This is a genomic window from Psychrobacter jeotgali, from assembly GCF_904846315.1.
Classification (GTDB): Bacteria; Pseudomonadota; Gammaproteobacteria; order Pseudomonadales; family Moraxellaceae; genus Psychrobacter; species Psychrobacter jeotgali.
The window spans coordinates 1,237,618-1,255,224 of sequence record NZ_CAJHAF010000001.1 but is presented as its reverse complement, the minus strand read 5'-3'; the positions used below and the strand labels follow the sequence as shown (position 1 = coordinate 1,255,224).

Annotated in this window: 15 protein-coding genes; 10 read left to right on the top strand and 5 right to left on the bottom strand. The window is 41.8% G+C overall.

Translation table 11 applies throughout. The features are described 5' to 3' along the window. Positions 1 to 84 precede the first annotated feature (84 nt). The 5 genes from JMX18_RS05020 (at position 85) to JMX18_RS05000 (ending at position 3,901) form a co-directional block, all read left to right on the top strand. The gene (locus JMX18_RS05020; protein WP_201585171.1) at positions 85 to 387 is read left to right on the top strand and encodes an integration host factor subunit beta; all 303 of its coding nucleotides are present in this window, start codon (positions 85 to 87) and stop codon (positions 385 to 387) included. 236 nt (positions 388 to 623) lie between these two features. After that, a complete protein-coding gene (locus JMX18_RS05015; protein WP_201585169.1) occupies positions 624 to 1,031 on the top strand; it encodes a LapA family protein in 408 nt (135 codons plus the stop codon). Between the two features lie 73 nt (positions 1,032 to 1,104). Further along, positions 1,105 to 1,809 carry an orotidine-5'-phosphate decarboxylase gene (pyrF, locus tag JMX18_RS05010; RefSeq protein ID WP_201585167.1) on the top strand — a complete coding sequence of 235 codons (705 nt, stop codon included), beginning with the start codon at positions 1,105 to 1,107 and terminating at the stop codon, positions 1,807 to 1,809. Positions 1,810 to 2,110: 301 nt separating this feature from the next. Beyond that, a complete protein-coding gene (locus JMX18_RS05005; protein ID WP_201585165.1) occupies positions 2,111 to 2,908 on the top strand; it encodes a metallophosphoesterase in 798 nt (265 codons plus the stop codon). 156 nt (positions 2,909 to 3,064) lie between these two features. Then, positions 3,065 to 3,901, top strand: a complete 837-nt coding sequence (locus JMX18_RS05000) for a histidine phosphatase family protein (RefSeq protein ID WP_201585163.1) — start codon at positions 3,065 to 3,067, stop codon at positions 3,899 to 3,901. 143 nt (positions 3,902 to 4,044) lie between these two features. Here the strand turns inward: JMX18_RS05000 and rpsT are convergent, their stop codons facing one another. Then, a complete protein-coding gene (rpsT, locus tag JMX18_RS04995) occupies positions 4,045 to 4,311 on the bottom strand; it encodes a 30S ribosomal protein S20 (protein WP_201585161.1) in 267 nt (88 codons plus the stop codon). Between the two features lie 549 nt (positions 4,312 to 4,860). On the opposite strand from rpsT, the gene JMX18_RS04990 reads away from it, so the two are divergent. Together JMX18_RS04990 and rraA are read left to right on the top strand one after the other, a co-directional pair. Beyond that, entirely contained in the window at positions 4,861 to 5,568 is a 708-nt protein-coding gene (locus tag JMX18_RS04990) for an NAD-dependent epimerase/dehydratase family protein (protein ID WP_201585159.1), read from the top strand. Positions 5,569 to 5,708: 140 nt separating this feature from the next. Next, positions 5,709 to 6,227 (top strand): ribonuclease E activity regulator RraA, encoded by a 519-nt coding sequence (gene rraA / locus JMX18_RS04985; protein ID WP_201588235.1) that lies wholly within the window; start codon positions 5,709 to 5,711, stop codon positions 6,225 to 6,227. Between the two features lie 106 nt (positions 6,228 to 6,333). Here the strand turns inward: rraA and JMX18_RS04980 are convergent, their stop codons facing one another. Continuing rightward, on the bottom strand, positions 6,334 to 7,968 hold the full coding sequence (locus tag JMX18_RS04980) for a BCCT family transporter (protein WP_201585157.1): 1,635 nt from the start codon (positions 7,966 to 7,968) through the stop codon (positions 6,334 to 6,336). Positions 7,969 to 8,487: 519 nt separating this feature from the next. Here JMX18_RS04980 and mfd point away from each other — a divergent pair. The 3 genes from mfd (at position 8,488) to JMX18_RS04965 (ending at position 14,394) form a co-directional block, all read left to right on the top strand. Next, positions 8,488 to 12,201 carry a transcription-repair coupling factor gene (gene mfd, locus JMX18_RS04975; RefSeq protein WP_201585156.1) on the top strand — a complete coding sequence of 1,238 codons (3,714 nt, stop codon included), beginning with the start codon at positions 8,488 to 8,490 and terminating at the stop codon, positions 12,199 to 12,201. 140 nt (positions 12,202 to 12,341) lie between these two features. Continuing rightward, entirely contained in the window at positions 12,342 to 12,773 is a 432-nt protein-coding gene (locus JMX18_RS04970; protein WP_201585154.1) for an HIT domain-containing protein, read from the top strand. A 244-nt stretch (positions 12,774 to 13,017) separates the two neighbouring features. Beyond that, positions 13,018 to 14,394: an adenylate/guanylate cyclase domain-containing protein gene (locus tag JMX18_RS04965; protein WP_201585152.1), complete on the top strand. Its 1,377-nt coding sequence runs from the start codon at positions 13,018 to 13,020 to the stop codon at positions 14,392 to 14,394. Positions 14,395 to 14,489: 95 nt separating this feature from the next. Here JMX18_RS04965 and fdx read toward each other — a convergent pair whose 3' ends face one another. The 3 genes from fdx to hscB form a co-directional block, all read right to left on the bottom strand. Continuing rightward, positions 14,490 to 14,828, bottom strand: coding sequence for an ISC system 2Fe-2S type ferredoxin (gene fdx, locus JMX18_RS04960; protein ID WP_201585150.1), 339 nt, complete (start codon positions 14,826 to 14,828; stop codon positions 14,490 to 14,492). 90 nt (positions 14,829 to 14,918) lie between these two features. Then, the gene (gene hscA / locus JMX18_RS04955; RefSeq protein ID WP_201585148.1) at positions 14,919 to 16,796 is read right to left on the bottom strand and encodes a Fe-S protein assembly chaperone HscA; all 1,878 of its coding nucleotides are present in this window, start codon (positions 16,794 to 16,796) and stop codon (positions 14,919 to 14,921) included. A gap of 211 nt (positions 16,797 to 17,007) precedes the next feature. Further along, positions 17,008 to 17,604 (bottom strand): Fe-S protein assembly co-chaperone HscB, encoded by a 597-nt coding sequence (hscB, locus tag JMX18_RS04950; RefSeq protein WP_201585146.1) that lies wholly within the window; start codon positions 17,602 to 17,604, stop codon positions 17,008 to 17,010. Between the last annotated feature and the right edge of the window lie 3 nt (positions 17,605 to 17,607).

Here is a 17,607-nt window from a genome sequence, read left to right as displayed (position 1 = left end):
GTTTGCAACCTTGAGTAACAGAATGTAAACTAATACCAAATCGTTAAAGACCATAATCACAAATTTGATAAGGCAAGCGTAATAATGCAGCAAGCAATCAATAAATCCGATTTCATTAATAATTTGAGTTCCAATTGCGATACCATAACTGAAACTATTGTCGATGATGCCGTGCGTGAAATATTAGACTTAATGGTGGATACCTTGGTAAACGATGGTAGAGTGGAAGTGCGGGGGTTTGGAAGCTTTTGCTTGCATCACCGCCGTGCTCGTATAGGTCGTAATCCTAAGACTGGAGAAAGCGTGCCAGTACCCGCTAAAGCTATTCCACACTTTAAACCAGGTAAAGCATTACGTGAGGCGGTTAACGAAAAAGTAGCCCTATAGTGAGCTACATAAACAGTTATATAAACAATTATATGGGTAACTAAATACTCAGCTATACTTGCTTATAAGTTGGAATAGACTATCCCAGTCCGCTTGCTCGACTGAGTACTCTGCTATAGTGTTAGATGCTACGTATGATTGTTAATATCATAAAAGTTAAACTATATTTGCCGTTAGTATTCAATTGGGTAGATTAGTATTAGACTGTCAATATTATTGACAACTGAGGTTACCTTATGCGCTTCATACTGTTCGTCCTACTGTTTTTGAGCTTTGCTTATGCTTTGGGTTTGGTATTAGCAAACAATACCGAAATCGGCGTTAACCTGCTTTTCTCTCAAGCACCAGCTATGAATTTGGGGCTGTTATTAATACTTTGTATGACTTTAGGTATCATCATTGGTATGCTTTTATCTTTATTGATATTCCGGGTTTTACAGAATAAATGGGAAATATCACGCTTGCAAAAGTTAAATAAGAATTTACAAGAGCAGGTGGCGCAGGCCAATGTAGTTATTGATCGTCAAGCCAATGCTCCGACGGTAGAAGAAGCGGTATATGGAGCGACAGCCAGTAATGTGCATGATGAAGCCAGCACTGATCCTATTGAAACTGCTACGTTGACTAAGCGTAAACGAGAATAGCTCATTTAACAGCTTATTACGGCTAAATTTAATTGATAACTTAGTAAACATTCATCTAAAAAGTAACTAAACCATGAGTGATTTTTTAATAACATCGCCTATTATTGTCGCCCTAGATAACGCCGATATGGGCACAGCACTTACTTTGGCTGACCAGCTAGACCCTACCTTATGTCGATTAAAAGTAGGTAAAGAGTTATTCACCCGCTGTGGTCCTGCTATTATAACGGCGTTACATCAACGCGGTTTTGAAGTTTTTTTAGACTTAAAATTTCATGATATTCCTAATACAACGGCTCAAGCCGTGTTAGCAGCAGCGGACATGGGCGTTTGGATGGTTAATGTCCATGCCAGTGCAGGCTACGACGCAATGTCATTAGCGAAGCAGCGCTTATTAGACAACGATTATCAAACCTTACTCATCGCTGTGACGGTTTTGACCTCTATGAGTCCTGATGCGCTGGCGCAAATCGGGGTCGCTGGAGAGTTAGAGACTCAGGTACAGCGTTTAGCGCAACTGACCAAGCAAGCCGATCTTGATGGAGTAGTTTGTTCAGCGCAAGAAGCTCAGGCACTTAAGAAGTTGTGCGGAAAAGACTTCAAGCTAGTAACTCCGGGTATACGATTGGCGGAGGATAATGCAGATGATCAGCATAGAATCTGCACTCCGCAACAAGCACTAAGTAATGGCTCAGACTATTTGGTTATTGGTCGCTCAATCACGCAAGCAGCTAATCCAACGGCTAAGTTAGAAAAAATATTACAAGGTATTTTATAATTTAGTTTAAGTACCTTATAGTTATTTTTACTTGAAATTATAATAAAAGAGACAACTTAGCTGTTGTCTCTTTTATTTTTTACTATAGTCAATTCTAAATAAAATAGGCACACTCTGTAATCTGTGCTGCTGGTATTAATTTTACTTGCGTGCTGTGCCTACGCCGACAGATGCTGCGTAAAATTGATACCAGCAGTACTTTACCAATTTTAAAGTGTGTTCACTATATTAAATAGCAAAAAATAGCGAGATAAAGGCTACATTCTTTTAATTCATCTATGTTTTAGTGGTATTGAATCGTATGAAATTGCAGATTTTAAGTGACTTACACATTGACAGTTATGTCAGACAATCACACCCGATGGGGCATATTCCAAAAACTGATGCAGATGTAATTTTAGTGGCTGGTGATACGGCAAATAGTGACAATGGGATGCCATGGTTACAAGAGCAGGCGGCACGATTAAAGGTGCCACTGATTACTATCTCCGGCAATCACGAGTACTTTAATGAAGATGTACTGCATTTTGATCATAAGCTAGCTACTTGGGACAATTATGATTTCTCTACCCAAACAGGAGTGCGCTTTTTACAATGTCAGCACATTGATATTGGTGAGGTGCGTATTTTAGGTTGTACGTTGTGGACCGATTATCAGTATCAAGCTAATGAGGATACTATGATGGTAGCCAAGCGTTTTATGCGCGACTATAAACGTATATATGCGGGCGGTGAGCTATTCTCGCCTGAGGTATCCATGCAGATACATGCTGAGCACCGCGAATGGCTTAAGCAAGCTCTGATTGAAGCTAAAGCGCTAGATAAAAAGGTTGTGGTCATGAGTCATCATAGTATCAGTCCATTATCCGTATCTGAAAAATTTGCGACCTTGCCTAGTAATGCTGCTTTTGTTAGCGACTTTTCTGCTTGGATGCATGAGCCATGGGCACCTACATTATGGGTACATGGGCATACTCATGAAGCTTTTGATTATCGAATTAATAACACTCGGGTGCTGGTAAATCCGCGTGCTTATCCTAACGAGGTGAGTAGCACGGCGTTAGCATTTGCGTGGGACAAAGTTATTGATATTAGTTAACAAAGCAAGCTTTAATAATAATTTGAATAAAATGATGATGAAAAATCATACTGGGATTTATTAAAGATCCTTTATAGTAAGTAAGAACTTTGGTTTGGCCGCTAATATATTTATATTTCGTTCACTCTTCACAGAAAATCTGCTACGCTAACCCTCATGAATAAACCCTTTAATGCTTCAAAAGCTACTACCAGCTCTGACAAATCAGCACCCCATTCAAGTGTATCATCTGCGCCTGCGCATCTGCCAGATAGTATGATCTCTTCAGTTGATTTACTACCTATAGATAAGCGCCTGATTTTGTTCACCAGACACTCTCTACGGGAGCGTTCGGACGGTCAGGGCTTTGCTAGTTATCAGTTACCATTAACACCCAAAGGCCGTGTATTAGCGAGGTCTTGGGGCCGTTGGCTGGCGGGTAATTTACCGTACTCAATGGATGTCGATAGCATATCAAGCCCTATAGGTCGCTGTATTGACACCGCACAGCTGATGCAAGAAGGGGCTGGCCTACAGCGTAGTATTACTCATGAGTCGTTATTGGTAGAGCCTGGCAGCTTGGTGACTGAGCCTGAGCTTGCCAATCAAGTATTTAAAGAGATTGGGGTGCTTAATTTTATCAATAGATTTTTACAAGGCAACCTTGCAGGTACGAAGAACGTTTATCAAGGTGGTTTAGATATTTTGTCGCTGTTTTATCAAAACCAGCCGCAACAAGGTCATCTAATGCTAGCGGTTAGCCATGATACGTTGTTGTCGGCATTCTTGGGAGTCATGCTAGATCGAGAAGAGATTAACTGGGATGATTGGCCAAAGATGATGGAAGGGTCTTTTTTATGGTTTGACGATAAACCTTTTAGGGAGACTAATGCTTATTTCGTTTGGCGTGGTAAGGTTTATACTCGTTCCATCAAGACTTTGATTGATAGATATGAGTCGTCAAGTGACCAAGGTAGCAAGCTTATATTGCCCCCTGAAGTGAAGTGGACCTAGTTTTTTCAGCTCTTAATGTTTTTAAGCATTCGTATTTATTGCTGATGGTCTATAACAGACTTGCTTTTCTTATATATAGTTGCCCACAAAAAAACCTTGCCACCAGGACAAGGTTCTTTAAGCAGTTGTTTACAACACCAATATTAAGCTTGTAAGCCTTTGATGGTTTTGTTTAAACGGCTCTTACGGCGAGCAGCTTTATTCTTATGAATAATGCCTTTGTCAGCCATACGATCAAGTACAGGTACCGCTTTGTTGTAAGCTTCGGTAGCTGCATCATAATCTTTTGCTTCGATTGCCGCATCAACACGCTTTAGATAAGTACGAACCATTGAGCGTTGTGACGCAGAGTTCTGACGACGTTTGGTGTTTTGACGGGCGCGTTTACGAGCTTGTGCAGTATTAGCCACGCGTATCTCCTTTATAAAAGACAGATAAAATATGAATGTTGATTGCAATAATGGGTGTAACAATCATCGGTGACGAGCAGCCGTCTCGTCAAATATGATGTCGATGCCAAATACGAATAAGTTATTTATAAGTAAGTCATCGCAAGTATTAAGGCGGTTTGGAATAATTAAACAGCCTTAACCTGTAAAGCCGGTTATCTTAACAAATTATCGGGCTTAGAACAATGTATTTAATGGTTAATGCGTAAAAATGCGTAAAGAAATGGCTATGCAATCCATAGCTTTCATCATACAGAATAGCTTGCTTGATAATTAACAAGCGCACATCAACACTTTTATGACAAAATCTCTTACAATTAAGGCAAAGCAATAGCGTTTATTATCGGGTAGTTTAGGTATGATACTCAAGTCGTATAATTTATAAAGGCGATATTTGGCAGATGCAGTCTTAAGAAGAGCGAGCTTGAAAAAAGTAATAGTTTGCTAATATAGCTTGCTAATGACATAAGACTACATTTCATAATAAGTGATAAAAAAGATAGGTAAAATATGCAGCGAAAAGCAATTGTAATCGGCGCCACAGGATTGGTTGGGCAACGCCTCATTAAGCAGTTAAGCGAGCTTTATGACACTTTGATTGTGATTGCTCGGCGACCGCCACGTTATATCAATTCCTATATGCGTTTTTATCAGCTTAGTGATTTTGATAATTTAGCTGAAGTATTTGCTAGTGTGAATGCCAATAATAATACCGATGCTTTTAGCTGTCTCGGCACTACCAAAAAGCAGGCAGGAAGCGATGAAGCATTTCGAAAAGTCGATCATGATTATAATGTAAAATTTGCAAAGCTTTGTCATAAAAACGGCGTTGAAAACTTCTATTTACTATCGGCTGCCAACGCTGATCAAGACAGTCGGTTCTTATATAACCGCGTAAAAGCTGAAACGGAACAGTCTATTATGGCGTTAAATTTCCCACAGTTATTTATCTTTCGTCCTTCTTTGCTTTTAGGTAAACATAAAGGTCGACCACTTGAAAGTATCAGCCAAAAAGCCTTTAAAATGATCTCACCGCTAGTCTCAGAAGCGTTACCATTACATCCTATCTCCGCTAAAAGAGTAGCCATAGCTATGGCAGTGACGGCACAAGACAGTTATGAGCGCCGTAAATATCGTCCAGAGTTATTAACCAATACGGGCACCACAACTATAATCGAGAATAAGCAGATGCTTGCGATGACGCGGGTAAAACATTAATATAAAACCAAGCCTTTAAAAACGTTTATCTATAATTATAAATAGCCTAAGCGTTATTAACGCTATAAAAAATCATAATACTACTAATCAATAATCAAAATATTAACAAGGAGAGTATAATCATGTCAGAATCAACAGCTATGACCAAAGAGAATTTTGTCACTTGTGACTTATTGGATGCTAACCCAGAATCGCAGGTCTGTTTACCTAATATCGAAGGCAAATCGTTTTATAGTTTTGGTGCTAAAGATAAGTTCTGCGGTGAGATTGTAACCGTTAAATGCTTTGAAGATAATAGCCGAGTCAAAGCGCTATTAAATAGTGATGGTAAAGATAAAAATGGGGAAGGCAAAGTGCTGGTGGTTGATGGCGGCGGTTCTATGCGCTGCGCCTTGCTCGGTGATATGATTGCCCAATCCGCTATCGATAATGGCTGGGCGGGCGTAATAGTCTACGGCTGTGTCCGTGATGTTGACGATATGGCGCAGATGGATATTGGGGTTATGGCATTGGGGTGCATCCCGCGCAAATCAACTCGCCGTGATGAAGGGCAAATTGACCTTGAAATTAGTTTTGGTGATTTGACTTTGAACTCAGGAATGTTCGTTTATGCCGATAATAACGGCATCATTGCTAGCGATAAACCTTTGATCGATTAAGATAGGGTAAGCATTCAAAATATCAAAACCCCAGTCTATGTTAATAGATTGGGGTTTTTTGTCAGATAACTGAGAGTTGAGTAATTTTTGCTTTAATGTTTTGAGACTAGTATTTCTCCAGCTCCGAGAGCATTTGTTCGCGGGCTTTATAAATCCGCCGCAGCCCCAGCCACAGACTCACGCACATAACAATCAGTATTGAGGTAAAGGGTAGACCAGTACTTACTGAACCTGACTGAATGGTTTTAAGTGCCTCGGCGCCGCCGCCATAAAGTAAAGCAATAGCAATTAGACCTTGAGCAACTGCCCAAAATATACGCTGCATTATTGATGCTTCAAGTTTACCTCCAGCGGTAATGGTATCAATCACTAACGAGCCTGAGTCTGATGAGGTTATAAAGAAAACCATAACCAAAACCACCGCCACTAATGAGGTAATAGCGCCAAGTGGCAAGTTTTCGAGCATTTGAAAGAGCGTTAAAGAGGCGTTACTAACGCCGCCTGCCAACTCGCCCACTTGGTTTTTATATTGGCTTAACCCTGACTGCCCAAAGACAGTCATCCAAACGATAGTGACTAAAGTAGGCGCTAACATGACTGAGGTAATAAACTCGCGTACGGTACGACCTTTGGAGATACGAGCAATAAACATCCCTACAAACGGTGACCAGCTAATCCACCACGCCCAATAAAACACCGTCCAGCCATGAAAAAACTCGTTATCGCTACGGCCTACTGGGTTCGATAATGGCAGAATATAAGTAGCATAATCGACCGTCGTTTGAGCAATTTTCCCCAGCAGACCAAAAGAATTACCCACAAAAAATACAAAAAGAAGCAGTAATAAAGCCACCATCATATTGATATTACTTAATAGCTTGACTCCGCCGTCTAAACCGCGCGCCACCGAAAATGTGGCAAGAATAGTGACTGATATGATAATGACAATCTCAAGCGAGTTACCAGCAAAGTTCCAACCAAACAGGTAGTTAAGACCACTGGCTGCTTGTTGTGCGCCCAATCCTAACGAAGTAGCTAAACCAAAGATAGTAGCCAAAACCGCCAAGATATCAATAATATGCCCAGGAAGTCCCCACGTTTTTTCTTTAAACAGCGGATAAAAGACCGAACGCATAGTAAGCGGAAAGCGAAAGTTATAAGCAAATAATGCTAATGATAACCCGACAACTGCATAAATTGCCCACGGATGTAGACCCCAGTGATACATAGTTGCGCCCATGGCGGCACGGTAAGCCTCTGGGGTGTCTGCTTGAATATTAAGCGGTGTTCCTGCCCAGCCGCTAGCATAAGCTAGCGGTTCTGCCACACTCCAAAACATCAGGCCAATGCCCATTCCTGCAGCAAACAACATCGAAAGCCAGGAGCGCCGGTTAAAATCAGGCTTAGCATAAATACCGCCAATCCGAATACTGCCATAAGGAGAAACGATCAGTATTAAGCAAAATATAACCATAATATTGGCAGTACTGACGAACAGCCAATCAAAACCATTCACCACCCAATCTTTGGCTCCATTTAGCCACAAATTAGCGGTCTGAGGTAATAGCAGAGCAAATAATACAAAACCAACCACAGCAATTGCGGTAGTAAAAAATACAGGTCGATGCAGGTCTAAGCCTAATATCTTTACATTATTGTCGCCCACTCGATGTTCGGTGCTATATAGGCGGCGACGAAATTTTTCAAGAAGATGTTTGGGGATTTTTCTGTGCTCGTTCATAGGTGACGAATCTCCTGATGAGGTAGCTGTGCTGGACGCTGTTGTGCGTCTTTTATTTACTAAAAGCAAATAATTCTCGCAGCTACAAGCTTCAAATAATTAAAAAGGCCATACCGATTAGAGATTGCCTCAAGACCAACTCTACTCAAGACCAACTCTAAAAGTAGCAAGTTTTGAAAGTGTTAAATTCCAAAAGCACCAAGAGACAATGGGTTATTAAAAGCGAGTTTTAATAAATGACAGTTAAAGAAATAACGGTCTAAGAATCTCGGCTTCTCATACAATAATTGAGAGGACACCAAGATCGAATAGATATAAAGGATGGGAGATACGCTAATTAGTATTTAAAAATATCTATTAATAGAAGCGCATTAAAGTGTTATAGCCCAAAAAATAGGCTATAGTAACAAATAACTGACTATTGTCAAACAGTGACAAACCGTTACGGCATTAATTTTGGTCAATGGCGAAAATGTTCGTATAATAGTCCCCTGACTTCTAACTTTGATTCTATTTGCTATGCCTATCACCGCTTTAACTGACGCGTTTGCGCCTATCAACCAGCAACTATTTCCTATTAAAGACACCCAAAAACGTTGGCTGGCACCGGTTCACGGTGCGGTTAGTAGTCTTTGGCTGGCAAGCTTAGTCAAGACGCCTTTATGGGAAATCGCTGATCGGCTAAAAATCGTTGTGACTCGCGATCAAAATCAGCTCAATCAAATAGAGACTGAGCTGGCGTTTTGCGGGGTCGATGCTTATGTATTCCCAGATTGGGAGACGCTAACTTATGATGAGCTATCACCGCATCAAGATATCGTCAGCGAGCGTATTAATCTGCTAACCGATATGCCATCATCAGGTGTGCTGCTGATTTCAATACAGGCACTGATGCACCGGGTCGCTCCGCCAAGCTGGCTTATCGGGCAGCATTTTGATTTGAGCGTTGGGGATAGATTCGATATCAATACTCAGCGCGAGCTGTTGGCAAAGGCGGGCTATCGTGCGGTTGAGAATGTCTTTGAGCCCGGCGAGTTTGCTGTTCGTGGTAGCATTGTTGATATTTTTGCGATGGGGCAGCCTTTTCCGCTGCGCCTAGATTTATTCGATGATGAAATTGAAACTATCCGCTTTTTTCATCCGCAGACTCAGCGTACGCTGACAGATGACGATCTCAAAAATATGATCTCAGGCAAAGATAATAGTATGGGAGCAGAGTCTTTATCACTATTACATAAATTGCCTGATATCTCTAAACCTATTAAAAAGTTTCAGATATTGCCAGCTAAAGAGTTTCCGCTAGATGAGGGCCGCGAAACCTTTCGGACGAACTTTGCGGCGATGTTTCCTAATACCAGCAGCCGTAAGTTTGAGCTGCATAAAGATGTGATGGCAGGCATTGCCAGTAGCGGTTTAGAGTATTATCAGCCGCTGTTTTTTGATTTAGAAGATTGGCGTCAAGAGAGCAGTTTATTTGCTTACTTGCCTGATAATGCTCTATTTATTACCGATGAGCTGATTGGGGAGCGTCAAGTTGATTATTGGTCACAGATTCAGCGCCGCTACGAAGAGCGTCGGCACGATATTGATAAACCTATTGTCGCCCCTGAGTGGTTATATCTAACTGCGAACCTGCTTAACGAGCAGCTTAATCATTATCCACGAGTAATATTGAGTGCACGCGAAGAGTTGCTTACTGTAATAGACACCGCTAAAGATCAAAATAAAAATCCTGATAAGTCTGATAGAGATTCAGAATCTCACAAACCTCAGGGCTTAGTGACTTTAAGCGCCCAGCAACCGCCGCAGCTGGCTATTAATCATCAAAAAGCCGAGCCTCTATCTGAGCTGTTAGGGTTTTTAGATACTCAAATGCAGAGCAATACGCCAGTATTAGTAGTCGCCGAAACGGCGGGTCGCCGTGAGATTTTGATTGAGCTATTCAAAGGCAAAATTGATATACAAGCCTATGATAGTTTCAGAGACTTTTTAGCCCATAATAAAGAGCATATTCACAATCAAAACCAGCGTCCACAGGTAGGACTGACCGTGGCTCCTATTGAGCGCGGGGTTTATATCCCTGAGCGCTTGGTAATGATTAGCGAGACTCAGCTATTTGGTCGTCAAGTGCTACAAACCCGTCGTCGTCGCCAAAGTGGCGGGGTTTCAGAAGAGTTTTTGGTCAAGAGCGTCACTGAGATGACTGAGGGCAGTCCTGTCGTGCACATTGAGCACGGTATCGGGCGCTATAACGGTCTAATTACCTTGGATGTCGGCGACGGTGAGCAAGAGTTCATTCATCTAAAGTACGCTGACGATGCTAGTATTTATGTGCCGGTGGCTAATTTGCAAATGATTAGCCGCTATAGTGGCGGCGATCCAGCGCTAGCACCGCTGCATAAAATTGGTAGTGGCAAATGGGATAAAGCCAAGCAAAAGGCGCTCGAGCAGATTCATGATGTAGCGGCAGAGCTGCTTAATATGCAGGCAAGGCGTGAAGCCAAAGTCGGTATTAACTTTAAAATGGATATCTCTCAGTACGAGCTATTTGCCAGTCAATTTGCGTTTGAAGAGACTCCCGATCAGGCCAATGCTATTCAAGCCGTCATCCATGATATGAAGCAGAATCAGCCAATGGATCGACTGATTTGCGGCGATGTGGGCTTTGGTAAAACCGAAGTGGCCATGCGTGCTGCTTTTATTGCAGTCAGCGCTGGCTATCAAGTGGCAGTTTTGGTGCCCACGACCTTGCTGGCAGGACAACATGAAGACAACTTCCGTGACCGTTTTGCGGACTGGCCAGTACGTATTGAGACTCTGTCACGTTTCGGTGGTAAAAAACATCAAGAAACAGTGTTAACGGATTTAGCTGCTGGCAAAGTAGATATCGTCATCGGCACGCATAAATTATTACAGCCAGATGTTAAATTTGCTAATTTAGGTCTGATGATTGTTGATGAAGAGCATCGCTTTGGAGTGCGTCACAAAGAGCGTATAAAAGCTATTCAGACCAATGTTGATAGTATGTCCATGACGGCAACGCCCATCCCAAGGACGCTCAATATGGCGCTATCAGGTATGCGTGATATGTCTATTATTGCCACGCCGCCCGCCCGTCGCCTAGCGATTAAGACTTTTGTGATGCAAAAAACAGATGCTTTGATGAAAGAGGCGATACTGCGTGAGCTATTACGCGGCGGGCAAGTGTATCTGCTGCATAATGACGTGGCTAGTATTGAGCGCATGGCGGAAACCATTCGGGAGCTAGTACCAGAGGCTCGGGTAGGCGTTGCTCACGGACAGATGCAAGAGCGTCAGCTTGAACAGGTTATGCAGCAGTTTTACCATAAAAAGTTCAATGTTTTGGTGTGCTCAACCATTATTGAAACTGGTATTGATATCCCGAATGCCAATACTATTATCATTGAGCGTGCCGATAAATTTGGTTTAGCTCAGCTGCATCAGCTACGCGGCCGAGTAGGGCGTAGCCATCATCAAGCTTACTGCTACCTATTAGTACCTTCTTTAAAAGGTCTAAAAGGCGATGCCAAACGGCGCTTGCATGCTATTCAGAGAGCCAACACCTTGGGCGCAGGCTTCATGCTAGCCAGTGAAGATTTAGAGATTCGCGGTGCCGGCGAGATATTGGGTAAACAGCAAAGTGGTAACATGCAAGCTATCGGCTTTAGCTTATATATGGATATGCTAGAGCGGGCAACCAAAGCCATCAAAGCGGGCAAAGAGCCGGATTTAAATACGCCTTTATCGCTTACGAGTGAGATTAACTTACACAGCTCAGCGTTGATACCTGAAGAGTATTTGCATGATGTGCATCAACGTTTGTTGTTTTATAAACGCATTAGCAACGCCGATGATAAGGAAGCGCTTACGGATATTCGTACCGAAATGATAGACCGTTTTGGCACGCTACCGGATCAAACCAAACAGCTATTTGCTATTCATAATCTACGCCTGCTGGCTGAACCTTTGCAGATTAATAAAATTGATGCCAGTAGTCATAATATGACGGTGGAGTTTGCCCCAGACACTCCCGTCGATGCGATGGCGATTATAAAATTGATTCAAGCAGATGGGCAGCATTATCGAATGAATGGCGCCTCGGGTATTCGTTATAACAATACCGATAAGCTTGCGACACCTCAACAGCGCGTGAATGCTATACAAGAATTATTAAGTTACTTCAGTGAGCATGTCGTAGCAGAGCCGGCGTGATATTAGGCTTAAGATTAAAGGGGGAGCGCTAATCGGTAATGCTGCTATTTTATCGACAGAATACCTGATAAAATAACTTATTATATATAGCCTCTATTAGTCCATTTTATTCATATTTTATAATAAGAGAAGCCGTTACTATGTTCCAATTGCATCCCAAGCTTGCTGCCGATAGTTTTTTGGTGGGCGATTTTCCACTTTCGACCTGTCGTTTGATCAATGATTGTCAATTTCCTTGGCTGATTTTAGTACCGAGAGTTTCTGGTATCAAAGAGCTTTATGAGTTATCCGAAGCCGATCAAGCACAGTTCTTGCGTGAATCGAGTTGGTTATCCAGCCAGTTAGCTAAAACCTTTCAGGCTGACAAAATGAATGTGGCAGCGCTTGGTAATCAAGTCCCGCAGCTACATTTTCATCATATTGTCCGTTATCAAAACGATATGCAGTGGCCAAAGCCCGTATGGGGAGTTCCTGCTGTCCCTTATACCCAAGCGGTATTAGCACAAATGCAGCAAACCCTAATGATGGCATTACGAGGTCATCATCAAATGCCGTTTGATTGGCAAATGTAGATCGAGCTTCAATAAACACTAAGTTTCAATTGAACCTAAAGCGGCGCTTATTACTCATTACTATCCATTAAATAGATTAGTGAGCGATGGGCGGTGCTTTTTTTGTAGTCAATAACCTACATTTTATAAAAAAATCGTTTTATAATACCTAAAATAAGTAATACTTAATTATTAATATATTTTTACATCCACGCTTATTCTAAACTTCTTATTCCTGATTTTCTTATAAAAGTGAATACTGAACATGGCATCTTCTGACGAAATACCACAGCGTGTCTTGTTAGATAGTAATGAATGTAATCAGTTTGACTATCCCGAAGTTTTTGTGCTACTACTTACCGTAGTACTAATGGCTTTACATTTTGATTTCAGTCCCACTTCAATGGCGTTATTGATTATTATCACTCTGCCCAGTTTAATGATTTTAGTTTATAACTATCGCCGCCAGCCCAGCTTTTGGACTTCCAATATAGTGGTAATTTTATTATCAACAGTCATTGGTGCAGTACAGTTTTGTACGATAATCTCTTTAAGTCTAGGACTATTAATAGGTGCACGCCTGATTGTTAGCGCTCCTGAAAACCGATTTAAATTAATCCTAGTTTCTGCGGTCTCCATGATAGTATTTTACTATGTTAGTGTCATCTTGAACGGCGCCGCTATAGACTGTGATAAGGGGTTTTTGCCAACCATAACTTTGTCAGCGAGCATTGTTGCGATCTTATGGCAATATGGAAATATATATCGCCAGTATATTAGCTACGATAATGCCTCCAAGCAAACCATTGGCCGGCTAGATACTATGGTCTCAGTCATTAATAAATTAACCCGCTTTGTACCACCGCAAGTGTGGCAGCCTATAATAAAGTCTGATGATCCCGTTAGTGTCGCTAATAAGCGCGCTAAGCTATCTATTATGTTCTCTGATATTGCAGGCTTCACAGAGCTTTCTGACAGTTTAAGTGCTGATAATTTATCTGATATTCTAAACACTTATATGAGCTGCATGACTACCATTGCTAATAAGCATGGTGCGGTACTGGATAAGTTTATCGGTGATGGTATGGTTTGCTTCTTTGGTGAGCCTGATAGCAAAGGTGCGCGCCTGGATGCGCTGGATTGCGTAGCGATGGCTATAGATATGCGCCGTGAGATGCGCAGCTTGAAGCAGCAATGGCGCTTGATGGGGTTTGAAGGGTTGTATGTGCGCATCGGCATTACTACCGGCTACTGCCATGTTGGTAATTTCGGTAGTAATAATCGTCTTAGCTATACTATTATTGGTAAAGAGGCCAATCTAGCCTCTCGTCTGGAGAGTATAGCTGGCAAAGGTGATATATTAATCAGCCAAGCGACCTATGATTATATCTGTCACGACTATGAGTGTGAGTACGCAGGTAGCTATCAGCTTAAAGGTTTTGATAATGAGATAAAAGCTTGGCAAGTGCTTGATCCCGATGCGAATAAAGGACGTTTATCAAAGTGGGTGGATCATACCTTGCCTGGATTTAATTTACATCTAAACTTTAAGGATATGAAAAATTACGACTATCAGGAAATCAAAAATCATTTAAGTCTCGCACTCGAACGTATCGATAAAGAAGAGAGTGGCATTGAATAGTATAAATAGTGGAGTTTACTACGGCGTTAAAAAGCCAGCTATTATTACAATAGCTGGCTTTTTAATAGAGTTTCTCTAAGATACTTAGCACATGATTAATGATTTTCTTTAGCATGGTTTAAAGTATATTTAGGTATCTCAATCGTCAAGTCTTCATCTTCAATCATTACCTGACAAGATAGGCGTGAGTCTGGCTCAAGTCCCCAAGCACGGTCAAGTAAATCCGCTTCGATATCATCCATTTCATCCAAATTATCGAATCCTTTACGCACCACAACATGACAAGTGGTACAGGCTTTCGACATCTCGCAGGCATGCTCAATTTTGATACCTTTTTCTAATAGCCCTTTACATAAATTGCTACCAGGCTCTAGCTCAACTTCAGTCCCTTCAGGACAGATTTCATGATGGGGTAGTACTGTAATCTTTGGCATAATTATTCTATCCGCTACTATTTGTTTCAGAAAGTTTTGAATATAAAAAGTTATAAATTAGAAAGCGCTATTATCTTTTCAGTCGTAATTTTACCAATCTTGGGCACTAGTACCGGCCATACTGGTTTTAATACTTTGGTTCATAATACGAGCAGCAAAAGCATCGCTATGCGGCTTTAAGTCCACTTGTTTAGCTTCGATAAGGGTTAAATCGTCGCTCTCAAGCGCGGTTTGTAGAGCTTGCATTTGCAGACTCATCTGTTGTATTTCATCGTCATCTAACAAAGCTGCAAACTCAGTAAGCGCGGATTGTAATGCTAGGAGCTCACGTTCGGCTTCTACTTTGGTTTCTATTAATGAGCGCGCATTTTTATCTTCTTCTGCATGTTTAAAGCCAGCCATAAGCAGTTGCTCTTTTTGCTCATCAGACAAACCATAAGCAGGGACAATCTCAATTTTGCTTTCGGTACCAGTAGTGGTTTCTTGGGCGCTGACCGTCAGCTGACCGTTGGCGTCAATACTAAAGGTAACTTCGATACGGGCAAATCCAGCTTTCATTGGTGGGATACCATATAGCTCAAAACGCCCTAGCGAACGACAGTTTTCTACAGTTTCACGTTCGCCCTGTACCACATGTATTACCATGCCCGTTTGACCATCTTGATAAGTGGTAAATACTTGACGCTTTTTGACTGGAATAGGGGTGTTACGGGGAATAAGCACTTCTACCAAGCCGCCCATAGTTTCAAGACCGAGCGATAAAGGAGTCACATCTAATAATAATAGGCTACTGTCACTATCGCCATTGACCAGCTGATGCGCAGTTTGCGCAGCGCCTAAAGCGACTACTTCATCCGGATCAAGACGACATAATGGCTGCTTGGCAAAGAAATCAGCAACCACTTGTTGAACCGCAGGCATACGGGTAGAACCACCCACTAAAATGACTTCGTCTAAAGCTTCGGTAGTTAATTTAGCGTCACGTAGGACTTGCTCGCAGACGCTCAGCGTTCGGCGACTGACAGGGTCAGCAATAGCGAGTAAATGCTCACGATTTAGAACGCCTTTATAAGACTGATCGTTGACTACAATATCGATATCTACTTGCTCAGCGTCGCTTAGCGCTTGTTTATAAGCTTTAGCTTGTTGAGCTAGGATAGACTTGTCATGCAAACTCACCTCTGCAGGGGCGATATTTAGCTGCTTAATCAGCCAATTAGTTAGTAGTCGGTCGATATCATCGCCACCAAGGGCACTATTACCGCCAGTCGCTAATACTTCAAAGACCCCATCAGTCAATTTAAGGATAGAGACATCAAAAGTACCGCCACCTAAGTCGTATATTAAGTAATAATGGGCATTATTGTCCTCAGAGGGTTTATCGAGTCCATAAGCCACTGCCGCTGCTGTAGGTTCATTTAACAAGCGTAAAACATTGATTCCTGCAGCCTGAGCCGCATCTTTAGTTGCTTGGCGCTGCGCTTCGTCAAAGTAAGCAGGAACGGTAATTACTGCTCCTTCAATACTATCCTCTGGTAGCGCATCAATAGCTCGCTGTTTTAGTGCTGCTAGAATACGGGCCGAGACTTCTACAGGCGATACTTCGCCTTGAGCGGTAACAAATGCTGGCATACTATCAGCATGACCACTGAGCTCATAAGGGTGAGAGAATTTAATATCTGTTTGACTACGACCCATAAAACGCTTAGCTGAAATAATTGTGTTTTTTGGATCATCAGGCAGGTGCTCTAGCGCTTCATAGCCTACTAGTGGAGAACCAGTTTCTGGATAATACACAACTGAGGGCAAAAGGGTGTCTGTACTTGCATTTGCTTGCAATACTTGCGCCTTACTAGAACGGACAACTGCGACCAACGAGCGCGTGGTTCCTAAGTCAATACCAAGACCGAAACGATGCTGATGAGGCTGGGCACTTTGATTGGGTTCAGCGATTTGCAATAAGGACATAAGACAACTCAAATCAGATATAGAATAGGTAAATTAAAGTCTGCTATAAAATAGGGTAATAAAGCTATGATGATTAATGACTACTAATATATTATTTATTAATACAGTATTTATCATTCGGTTCAAAAGTAGGTTTGACGCAGCAGATTATACGGCAAAATAAAAGCATATTTACTTTTTAGCTTTATAAAAATAAATAAATAGCTAAAGATTAAACGTACAGGTCATCATCATCTAGTTGAGCGGCTGCATTAGCAACTTCATCAAGACCGGCGATAACATCTGCATCCAGCTTAACAAGGAATTTTAGCTTTTGAGCGGCATCAATAGCGGTTTGCCAGTCTTCACTTTCATAGGCCTCACTGAAGCGCCTCGACTGTGTCTGCAAACGATCAGAGATTTGTGGATGCAACTGTTTAAGCTCTGCTAAATCTTTAAGGTCAATAGCATCATCCAAACGAATACGCATATCCATAGCATCATCTAGAAAGTCTAAATCTGCGATAGAGTTTTCTAACGTTTGCGCTTGTCCAGCCAAATCTAATAGATAAGTGGCGCGGCTATCAGGAGCGCTTAACGTTTGATAAGCGTGATTAATTAAAGCAGAAGATTGCTCTGATCGTTGCTGTATAGTGGCTTTATCGATGCCATCTGCACTGTTGTTTTTCGCTATATTATCAGGATGATACTGTTTTTGCAGAGAGCGTAGGCGCTGATCTAGCTCAGCTTGCGATAGCTCAAATTGAGCAGGCTGCTCAAACAAAGTAAAAAAGTTATCAAACTGAGCTTGTTGACTGGTAACTGTCATAGC

Excerpts from the sequence above, each read along its gene's own strand:
- JMX18_RS05020 (WP_201585171.1), top strand. The coding sequence starts at position 85 with ATGCAGCAAGCAATCAATAAATCCGATTTCATTAATAATTTGAGTTCC.
- JMX18_RS05015 (WP_201585169.1), top strand. The coding sequence starts at position 624 with ATGCGCTTCATACTGTTCGTCCTACTGTTTTTGAGCTTTGCTTATGCT.
- pyrF (WP_201585167.1), top strand. The coding sequence starts at position 1,105 with ATGAGTGATTTTTTAATAACATCGCCTATTATTGTCGCCCTAGATAAC.
- JMX18_RS05005 (WP_201585165.1), top strand. The coding sequence starts at position 2,111 with ATGAAATTGCAGATTTTAAGTGACTTACACATTGACAGTTATGTCAGA.
- JMX18_RS05000 (WP_201585163.1), top strand. The coding sequence starts at position 3,065 with ATGAATAAACCCTTTAATGCTTCAAAAGCTACTACCAGCTCTGACAAA.
- JMX18_RS04990 (WP_201585159.1), top strand. The coding sequence starts at position 4,861 with ATGCAGCGAAAAGCAATTGTAATCGGCGCCACAGGATTGGTTGGGCAA.
- rraA (WP_201588235.1), top strand. The coding sequence starts at position 5,709 with ATGACCAAAGAGAATTTTGTCACTTGTGACTTATTGGATGCTAACCCA.
- JMX18_RS04980 (WP_201585157.1), bottom strand. The coding sequence starts at position 7,968 with ATGAACGAGCACAGAAAAATCCCCAAACATCTTCTTGAAAAATTTCGT.
- mfd (WP_201585156.1), top strand. The coding sequence starts at position 8,488 with ATGCCTATCACCGCTTTAACTGACGCGTTTGCGCCTATCAACCAGCAA.
- JMX18_RS04970 (WP_201585154.1), top strand. The coding sequence starts at position 12,342 with ATGTTCCAATTGCATCCCAAGCTTGCTGCCGATAGTTTTTTGGTGGGC.
- JMX18_RS04965 (WP_201585152.1), top strand. The coding sequence starts at position 13,018 with ATGGCATCTTCTGACGAAATACCACAGCGTGTCTTGTTAGATAGTAAT.
- fdx (WP_201585150.1), bottom strand. The coding sequence starts at position 14,828 with ATGCCAAAGATTACAGTACTACCCCATCATGAAATCTGTCCTGAAGGG.
- hscA (WP_201585148.1), bottom strand. The coding sequence starts at position 16,796 with ATGTCCTTATTGCAAATCGCTGAACCCAATCAAAGTGCCCAGCCTCAT.
- hscB (WP_201585146.1), bottom strand. The coding sequence starts at position 17,604 with ATGACAGTTACCAGTCAACAAGCTCAGTTTGATAACTTTTTTACTTTG.